Source organism: Dietzia sp. SLG310A2-38A2 (assembly GCF_014145095.1).
Taxonomy (GTDB): domain Bacteria; phylum Actinomycetota; class Actinomycetes; order Mycobacteriales; family Mycobacteriaceae; genus Dietzia.
The window spans coordinates 5,537-13,943 of the sequence record NZ_JAALDX010000261.1; the positions used below are offsets into that span (position 1 = coordinate 5,537).

Genomic DNA, 8,407 nt, shown 5'->3' on the forward strand with positions numbered 1-8,407 from the left:
CCTCGCTACCGTGGCCGGTCTCGACGAGGAAGCCCTCTACCTGCGCGAGTTCGGCCGTGCCGCCCTCGATCGATGTGCCGAACGGCTCCGCGACCTGGGCCTCGACCCCGGTGGGTACCGCCTCCTGCCCGTCCATCCGTGGCAGTGGGAGCACAAGATCGCCGTGGCGTTCGGCCCCGACCTGGCACGACGGGACCTGGTGTTCCTGGGCGAGTCCGACGACGAGTACCGCCCGCAGCAATCGGTACGCACCTTCTTCGACGTGACCCACCCCGAGCGCGGCTACGTCAAGACCGCGCTGGCGGTGCAGAACATGGGCTTCACCCGAGGCCTGTCGCCCAGATACATGCGCGACACCCCCGCGGTCAACGAGTGGGTGGCCGGGCTGGTGGCCGGGGATCCCGTACTCCGTGCCCTGGACTTCGAGATCCTGCGCGAGGTCGCGGCCGTCGGCTACACCGGCGACGCCTACCACCGGGCTGCCCGATCCGGGGTCTCCGACGAGGGACCGCACACCAAGATGATCGCCGCCCTGTGGCGGGAGAGCCCCGTACCGCGACTGGCGGAGGACGAGCGCGCGTTCACGTTGGCGTCGCTCTTACATGTCGACCTGCACGGGCGCCCCCTCGTCGTCGAACACCTGGAGCGGTCAGGATCGGACGCCCGCACGTGGCTCCGCGCGCTGCTCGACGCCTACGTTCTCCCGGTGGCCCGCTGTCTGCTCGCGCACGGGCTGGTGTTCATGCCCCACGGGGAGAACGTGATCGTGGTGGTCGGCCCGGACCACCTGCCGCGTCGGGTGCTGTTCAAGGACATCGGGGAGGAGGTGGCGGTGGTGACCGACAGACCGCTCCCCGAGGGGATCGAGAGGATCCGGCACGTCGTGGACGCCGAGACGGCAGCGTTGAGCATCCACACCGACGTGATGGACGGGGTACTGCGTCACCTGGCCGCGATCCTCGACGAGTCCGGGGTCCTGCCGGCCTCGGAGTTCTGGGACGAGACCCGACGGTGCCTGCTGGCGTTGGCAGTCGGCGACGGCGAGGGCGAGGGCGGCAGCGAGGGCGAGAGCGGCGGCGAGGGCGGCGGCGACCGTGGAGCGGTCGCCGAGGCGACATGGGAGTCGCTGTTCGCGCCGCGGTTCCGGCACTCGTGCCTCAACCGCCTCCAACTGCGCGACACCCGGCAGATGGTCGATCTGACGGATCAGGCAGGCTCGCTGCAGTTCGCGGGCACCCTCGTCAATCCCCTCGCACCGAGCCCGACCGGCCCCGCGGGTCCCGCAAGTCGCACAAGTCGCGAAGAGCGCACGAGTCGCGAAGAGCGTTCCGAACACGTCGGCCGAGAAGCAGGTGTGCGGAACGCTCTTATCGATGACGGAGCCCGCAGCGTGTCGTAGCGTCACTGGGATGAACGGGCGGGAACTCCAGAAATGTGCGGCGATGCGGGCACGCGAACTACCGGCGTCGACCCTGGAGTTCCCGTTCGGACCGGACGTCGACGTCTACAAGGTCCGCGGCAAGGTGTTCATGATCCACACCGTGGTCGACGACGAGCCCCTCGTGGTGATCAAGGCATCACCCTCCGACGGCCTCGCCCTACGTGACGCGCACGCGGACATCACCCCCGGCTACCACATGGACAAGAGGCACTGGATCTCACTGCACCCCGGAGGGAGCCTCAGCCCCGACATGGTCGAGGAGCTGGTCACGGAGTCCTACCGACTCGTGGTGGCCGGGCTCCCCAGCGCGCAGCGACCGGTCGAGCCGCACGCCTTCGGGCGCGGTCAGCGCTGATCCGGCTCAGTTCTCCGGAACGATCTCCGGCGACACCTCGGGCGACACCGAGGACCCGGTGATCGAGCCGAGTCGCTCCTCGCCCAGCGAACCCTCCACGACGTCGGTCGCCGAGTCCGTGTTGACTGCTCCGGCCAGCGAGTCGCCCACCACGGGCACCCCGCCGATGACGGCGTCGACCGACCCCGGGACGTCGCCGCGCATCAGGAAGTCGACTGACTCCGCGACGGGCTTGACGACCATGCACACGACCCCGATGGGCGGCAGCGGGATGCCCGCCAGGTTGGCCGCCGCGCCGGCCACGGTGCCGACGCCACAGACGGCGCTGGCGACGGAACCGACCGGACCGGAGGTGTAACCGGGCAGCGAACCGGTGACGGAGGCCGGAAGCAGGTCGCCGGCAGAGCCGAGGCCACCGCCGGTGTCCGCATCGGTATCCGTTCCGGCGGACCCGGTGAGCGACGACGAGTCGAGGGCGCCCGACGACAGGCCGTCCGCGCTCTGTGCTGCGGCGGCGCCGGTCGAGAAGACGAGAAGTGCGGCGGCCAGCGCACCGGCGCAGGCGATGGATCTGGTCACAGTGATCTCCGAGCATGACGGGGGCGCGAGCCCCTCGGCGGATTTACGATTCTTGAGTCCATCACATATCCGTGATGAGCGGGGCAGTGTTACGTCACGACCACCACGTCGTCACGTCACGACCGCCTCGCCCTGATGCCGTCCGCCCGCACGGCGCCGGTCCGCACCGTACGCGGACGCGATGAGGGAGAGTGGAGCCATGACCGGGATCCCGACCACCCCCGCCGCTCACTCGCTTGCCGACGTCATGCCGTCGATCGCCGCCGCCCTGGGCGTCGACCTCCGCAACCCCCTGGCTCTCCCGCCCACGCGGGATACCGTGCTCGTCCTCGTCGACGGCCTCGGCGCCGAACTCATCCGGCAGCACGCCGAGGTCGCCCCCACACTCTCGGCGATGGCCACGCGCATGATCTCCGCGGGATTCCCCGCCACCACGGCCACGAGCCTGACCAGCCTGGCGGTGGGAGCGCCGTGCTCCCGCCACGGGATCGTCGGCTACAGCTTCGCCCTGCCGGACGAAGGCGCAGACACCCCCACCGTCTTCAACTCGCTGCGGTGGACCACGGGTTCCGCGGAGGGACCCTCCGCGCTGGACCGGTTCCCTCCCCGTGAGGTGCAGGTGCTGCCGAGTCTGCTCGAACTGCTCACCGAGGAGGGGGTCGACGTCACCTACGTCATGCGCGAGGACTTCCGGGCATCCGGACTCACCCGCGCCGCGTTCCGGGCGGAGGGCGAGTACCGCCCGGCGATCTCACTGCAGGAGATCCGCGAGGCAGTACTCGATGTCGTCGCCGCTCCCTCGCGCTCCCGACGGTTCGTCTACTCCTATTTCGGCGACCTCGACCTCATCGGGCACATTCACGGTCCGGGCTCCCCGGAATGGGTCCAGTCGTTGCGCGAGGTGGACGCCTTCGTCGCCGACCTGGCGACAGATCTGCCCCCCGACTGCGGGATGCTCGTCACCGCCGACCACGGCATGGTGGCCGCGGAGACCGTGATCGATATCGATGCCACCCCGTCGCTCTTCACGGACGTCGAGGCGGTCGCCGGCGAGGCCCGGGTACGGCACGTACACGCGCGGGCCGGGTCGGAATCGGCGGTGTTGGCCGCCTGGCGCGAGGAGTTGGCGGGGCACGCGCGGGTGCTGAGCCGGGAACAGGCACTGGACGAGCAGTTGTTCGGGCCGGGCCGGGAACATGCGGACCGTCTGGGTCACGTCATCGCGGTCGCCACCGGCGGCGTCGTCCTCGCCCGCACCCACCACGAGAAGATGGAGTCGACCCTCCTCGGCCACCACGGGGCCAATACCGCGGCAGAACAGCACATCCCACTCATCCTGCGGTGATCCGCCGGTGCGCCCCGATCTCAGGACCCGAGCAGGACCTGCGTGAAGTCCTGCTCGTCGGGGTGGTCGAGCATCTCCTCCATCCGCTTGCGGTCGAAGGGCCACAGATCGATCTCACCGCCGGCGGTCTGGTACCAGGACGTGCACCCGGTGTTCCACACCGTCGGCCCCATCGCCGCGCCCACCGCGCGGGCGAATTCCGCGGTCGCCCGCTCGGTCACCTCGACCGCGTCGAACTGACCGACCCTCCATCGCTCGATCCACTGCGCGATGTATCGCGAGGTGAGCTCTGCCGAGTACTGCAGTGGGATCGACCCGGTCGGCGAGTTGGGGCCGAGAACGGTGAAGAGATTGGCGAATCCCGGGATCGCGGTCATCCGGTAGGCGCGCGGACCGGCCGACCAGGCCTCCTCGAGACCCAGTCCGTCGCGCCCGGTGATCCGCATGGGGCGCATGTACTCGTGGGTGCGGAAACCCGTGGCCAGCACGATCACGTCGACCTCGTGGTGGGTGCCGTCGGCGGTACGGATGCCGGTGGGTGTCACCTCGGAGATCGGACCCGTGACCAGCTCGGCGTTGGGGGCGGTGATGGCGCGGTAGTAGGTGCCCGAGACGACCTGCCGCTTGCACAGTGGTTCGTAGTCGGGGGTCAACTCCTCACGGAGCCGACGGTCGCGGACCTGCCGGCGGAGACTCGACCGCGCGTACGCCTGCACCGCTCGCCGACGCCAGGTCGGCTTGAGGACCACGTCCGCCAGGATCCCCGAGGCCCACAGGGCCGTGGCGTACAGCCTCCGCTGCAGTCCGGGCGCCCGACGGAGCAGGGCGGTGAGAGGTGCGGGCTGCCGGACACCCATCGGCGCCCAGAGGATCCACTGAGGGGATCGGGCGAAGTGCAGTAGCCGCGACGCCTGCGGCTGCAGGGCGGACACGATCTGTACTCCCGTGGAGCCGGAGCCGATCACCCCGACCCTCGTCCCACCGGTCTCCAGCCCGGGATCCCAGCGGGCGGTGTGGACGACCGGGCCGGTGAACGACTCGAGTCCGTCGATGCGGGGCACATACGGGTGGTGCAACACCCCGGTGGCGCACACCACGAAGTCCGCGTGGAGTGTCTCCCCCGCTGCCGTCGACAGTGTCCAGGAGGCAGACCCGTCGCTGTAGACGGCATCCGTCACCTCGGTCCCGAGCCGCACCCATCCGTCCAGCCCGCAGCGCTCGACCACGTCCCGGTGGTAGCGCTGGATCTCCTCCCCCGATGCCCAGACGCGTGACCAGTCGGCCTTGGGGGCGAACCCGAACTGGTAGAGCTGCGAGGGGACGTCGCACGTCAGGCCCGGGTAACGATTCCAGTGCCACACCCCGCCGACATCGGTGCCCTTCTCGCAGATCGTGACGTCGGTCAGCCCGGCCTGCTTGAAGGTGTGGGCGGCGGCGATCCCCGCGACGCCCGCGCCGATGATCACTACGCGGGGCTGGCGGAGGTCGGTCACCGTTCCAGGTCTACCGCCTCGGGGCCGACGCCGCCCGCGAACGTGGTCCACCGGGCGGCGCCCTCCACCCCGCCGCGCGACCGGATGCGACGACCAGCGCAGCCTCGTAGCGTCGCTGATATGCGTGAGCGCGCATGACACGATCAGCGAGAGGAGCCTGCCATGAAGGCGGTCACCTGGCACGGCAAGCGCGACGTCCGCGTGGACGAGGTACCCGATCCCAAGATCGAGGATCCCACCGACGCGATCGTCAGGATCACCAGCACGAATATCTGCGGGTCCGACCTTCACCTGTACGAGGTGCTCGGGCCCTTCATGAACGAGGGCGACATCCTCGGCCACGAGCCGATGGGGATCGTCGAGGAGGTGGGGTCCGGTCTCACCGACCTCACACCCGGCGACCGTGTGGTGATGCCGTTCCAGATCTCGTGCGGCCACTGCTACATGTGCGACAAGGGCCTCAACACCCAGTGCGAGACCACCCAGGTCCGTGACCAGGGTATGGGCGCGGCACTGTTCGGTTACTCCGAGCTGTACGGCAGCGTCTCCGGCGGTCAGGCCGAGTACCTGAGGGTGCCGCAGGCCCAGAACACCACCATCCAGGTGCCGCACGAGCACACCGACGACCGGTACCTGTACCTGTCCGACGTGCTGCCGACGGCCTGGCAGGCGGTCGAGTACGCACAGATCCCCGACGGCGGGACTGTCGTCGTCCTGGGGCTGGGACCGATCGGCGACATGGCCGCCCGGATCGCCGCCCACCGCGGGCACCGCGTCATCGGAGTGGACCCGGTCGCAGAGCGCCGGGCCCGGCAGGCGCACCGGGGTGTCGAGGTTCTCGACCCCTCCGAGCTCCCCGGTGAACTGGGCGACGTCATACGCGACATGACCGACGGCCGCGGGCCGGACTCGGTGATCGACGCGGTGGGAATGGAGGCGCACGGGTCCCCCGTCGCCACGGCGGCCCACGCGGCCGTGGGGATGCTCCCGAAGTTCCTGGGCAAGAAGATGATGGAGCACTCGGGCGTGGACCGACTCGCCGCGTTCTACTCCGCCATCGACATCGTGCGCCGCGGCGGGACCATCTCGCTGTCCGGCGTGTACGGCGGCACCGCCGACCCGTTGCCGATGCTGACGATGTTCGACAAGCAGCTCACGCTCAAGATGGGGCAGGCCAACGTCAAGCGCTGGGTGCCGGACATCATGCCGCTGCTCACCGATGCCGACCCGCTGGGCGTGGACGACTTCGCCACGCACCGGCTCCCGCTCGCGGACGCCCCCCACGCCTACGAGATCTTCCAGAAGAAGCAGGACGGGGCCGTGAAGATCGTCCTCACGCCGTGAGTCCGCGGACGGGCGGGATGCTGATGGGTAGGTTCCGGGCATGACCGAACTCTCCCGACTCCTGCTCGTCCGCCACGGACAGAGCGTGGGGAACATCGCCGACGACGCGGCCCGTGCCGCCGGAGCCCACCGCCTCGACCTGGACTACCGGGACGCCGACACCCCACTGTCTGACACCGGGTTCACGCAGGCGTCGGCTGTCGGCACGTGGCTCGGTGCGCTGCCGGACGAGCACCGACCCACGGTGTGGCTGACCTCCCCGTACCGGCGCGCGGCGGACACCGCCGCCGCCGCGCTCGAGGCAGCCCGGGTCGACGCCTCCCTCGTCACCGACGAGCGGCTGCGCGAGCGGGATCTGGGGATCCTCGACGGATTCACCGGACACGGGATCCGTGACCGCTTCCCGGAGGAGGCGGAGCGGCGCGACCGGATCGGGAAGTTCTACTACCGGCCCCCGGGCGGGGAGAGCTGGACGGACGTGGTCCTGCGCGTGCGCTACCTGCTCACCGATCTCCGTCAGCACTACGCCGGGGAGCGGTTGTGCGTCTTCAGCCACCAGGCGGTGATCATGGGGTTCCGGGTGGCGTTGGAGCAGATGGCCGAGCAGGACATCCTCCACGTGGACCGTGAGGACCCCCTGCCCAACTGCTCGGTCACCACGTACCGGCACGGCGGCGCGGCACTGGAACTCGAGCGGTACGCCGACACCACGGCCGTAGAGCGGGCCCGGGCGCCGAGGACCCGCGAGGGATCAGCGGCGGACGAGGACGCCCGGTGAACGCCCGTCCGGTGGACTCAGAGCCGGGCGACGACACGCCGTCGGAGAATGAGGAGGTCGTACTGACCTCCCACCGCCTCCGCGGGTGGTCCCTTCCCGCACCCGGCGGCGGCAAGGAGAGCCGGGGGCGGGTGCTCGTGGTGGGTGGCGGTCGTACGACACCGGGAGGGGTGCTCCTCGCCGCCGAGGCAGCGCTGCGCGCCGGGGCCGGAAAGCTCCAGATCGCCACCGCGTGCTCCGTCGCGCCGGGCCTGGCCCTGAGGATCCCCGAGTCGATGACGGTCGGGCTACCCGAGGACGACGAGGGCGAGCTGAGCCCCGCCGGTGCCGAGACCATCTGCGAGCTGGCGGAAGGGTGTGCCGCCGTCGTCATCGGACCCGGTCTCGGCCGCGCAGGGGTCGCCGAGGAGTTGCTCCGTCGCGTCGTCCCCGATCTCGACTCCACGCTGGTGCTGGACGCGCTCGGCCTTGCGTACCTGACCTCGAGTCCGGACGGGGTCGCCCACCTCGACGGGCGGTGTGTCCTCACCCCGAACACGCGAGAACTCGCGAGGACCCTCGACGTCCCCGAGTCCGAGGTCGAGGCCGACACCCCACGCCGGGTCACCGACCTCGCCCGGCGCACCCGGGCCGTGGTGGTGTCCGGGGCGGCCACGTCGTGGATCGCGTCGCCCGACGGCCGTCTGTGGCGGGACGAATCGGGCACCCAGGGTCTCGGGGTGTCCGGGTCGGGAGACGTCAAGGCCGGGGTCATCGCCGGGTTGCTCGCCCGGGGCGCGGAGCCCGCACAGGCCGCCGCCTGGGCCACCTTCGCCCACGGTCGGGCCGGTGAACGACTCGCCGTGCGGGTCGGGCCCACCGGTTTCCTCGCCCGGGAGCTGCTGTCGGAGGTCCCCCGGGTCATGGCTGAGCTCTCGTCCTAGGGGCCGTTCACCGCAGTTGACCGGGCGCGCCCGCGCGACCGGCTGCGTCTCGGCGCCGACACTGGCAGGCTCGGGTCATGAGTTCGACTGACAAGATCCGTGCCGAGAAGATCCGTTCCGCCATCGACGCCGCGACCGACCCGGGCCCA

Annotated in this window: 8 protein-coding genes; 6 read left to right on the plus strand and 2 right to left on the minus strand. The window is 70.5% G+C overall.

Translation table 11 applies throughout. The annotated features are described in order from the left end of the window. Together G6027_RS18800 and G6027_RS09610 are read left to right on the plus strand one after the other, a co-directional pair. On the plus strand, positions 1-1,399 hold a 1,399-nt coding region (locus tag G6027_RS18800), incomplete at its 5' end, for an IucA/IucC family protein (protein WP_241727002.1). Positions 1,400-1,409: 10 nt separating this feature from the next. After that, entirely contained in the window at positions 1,410-1,796 is a 387-nt protein-coding gene (locus G6027_RS09610; protein ID WP_182636977.1) for an MmcQ/YjbR family DNA-binding protein, read from the plus strand. Positions 1,797-1,802: 6 nt separating this feature from the next. Here G6027_RS09610 and G6027_RS09615 read toward each other — a convergent pair whose 3' ends face one another. Further along, on the minus strand, positions 1,803-2,375 hold the full coding sequence (locus G6027_RS09615) for a hypothetical protein (protein ID WP_182636978.1): 573 nt from the start codon (positions 2,373-2,375) through the stop codon (positions 1,803-1,805). A 199-nt stretch (positions 2,376-2,574) separates the two neighbouring features. Between G6027_RS09615 and G6027_RS09620 the strand changes: the two genes are divergently transcribed. Continuing rightward, positions 2,575-3,720, plus strand: coding sequence for a nucleotide pyrophosphatase/phosphodiesterase family protein (locus tag G6027_RS09620; protein ID WP_182636979.1), 1,146 nt, complete (start codon positions 2,575-2,577; stop codon positions 3,718-3,720). Between the two features lie 20 nt (positions 3,721-3,740). Here G6027_RS09620 and G6027_RS09625 read toward each other — a convergent pair whose 3' ends face one another. Beyond that, on the minus strand, positions 3,741-5,213 hold the full coding sequence (locus tag G6027_RS09625; protein WP_182636980.1) for an NAD(P)-binding domain-containing protein: 1,473 nt from the start codon (positions 5,211-5,213) through the stop codon (positions 3,741-3,743). Positions 5,214-5,375: 162 nt separating this feature from the next. On the opposite strand from G6027_RS09625, the gene G6027_RS09630 reads away from it, so the two are divergent. Genes G6027_RS09630 through G6027_RS09640 form a run of 3 tightly spaced genes read left to right on the plus strand, consistent with a single transcriptional unit; the run spans position 5,376 to position 8,258 of the window. Continuing rightward, positions 5,376-6,557 (plus strand): zinc-dependent alcohol dehydrogenase, encoded by a 1,182-nt coding sequence (locus G6027_RS09630; protein WP_182636981.1) that lies wholly within the window; start codon positions 5,376-5,378, stop codon positions 6,555-6,557. 40 nt (positions 6,558-6,597) lie between these two features. Beyond that, positions 6,598-7,335, plus strand: coding sequence for a histidine phosphatase family protein (locus tag G6027_RS09635; RefSeq protein ID WP_182636982.1), 738 nt, complete (start codon positions 6,598-6,600; stop codon positions 7,333-7,335). Continuing rightward, complete coding sequence (locus tag G6027_RS09640) at positions 7,332-8,258, plus strand: NAD(P)H-hydrate dehydratase (protein ID WP_346995676.1); 927 nt, start codon at positions 7,332-7,334, stop codon at positions 8,256-8,258. Before G6027_RS09635 ends, G6027_RS09640 begins: the two co-directional genes overlap by 4 nt. Positions 8,259-8,407: the final 149 nt, after the last annotated feature.

Excerpts from the sequence above, each read along its gene's own strand:
- G6027_RS09635 (WP_182636982.1), top strand. The coding sequence starts at position 6,598 with ATGACCGAACTCTCCCGACTCCTGCTCGTCCGCCACGGACAGAGCGTG.
- G6027_RS09630 (WP_182636981.1), top strand. The coding sequence starts at position 5,376 with ATGAAGGCGGTCACCTGGCACGGCAAGCGCGACGTCCGCGTGGACGAG.
- G6027_RS09620 (WP_182636979.1), top strand. The coding sequence starts at position 2,575 with ATGACCGGGATCCCGACCACCCCCGCCGCTCACTCGCTTGCCGACGTC.
- G6027_RS09610 (WP_182636977.1), top strand. The coding sequence starts at position 1,410 with ATGAACGGGCGGGAACTCCAGAAATGTGCGGCGATGCGGGCACGCGAA.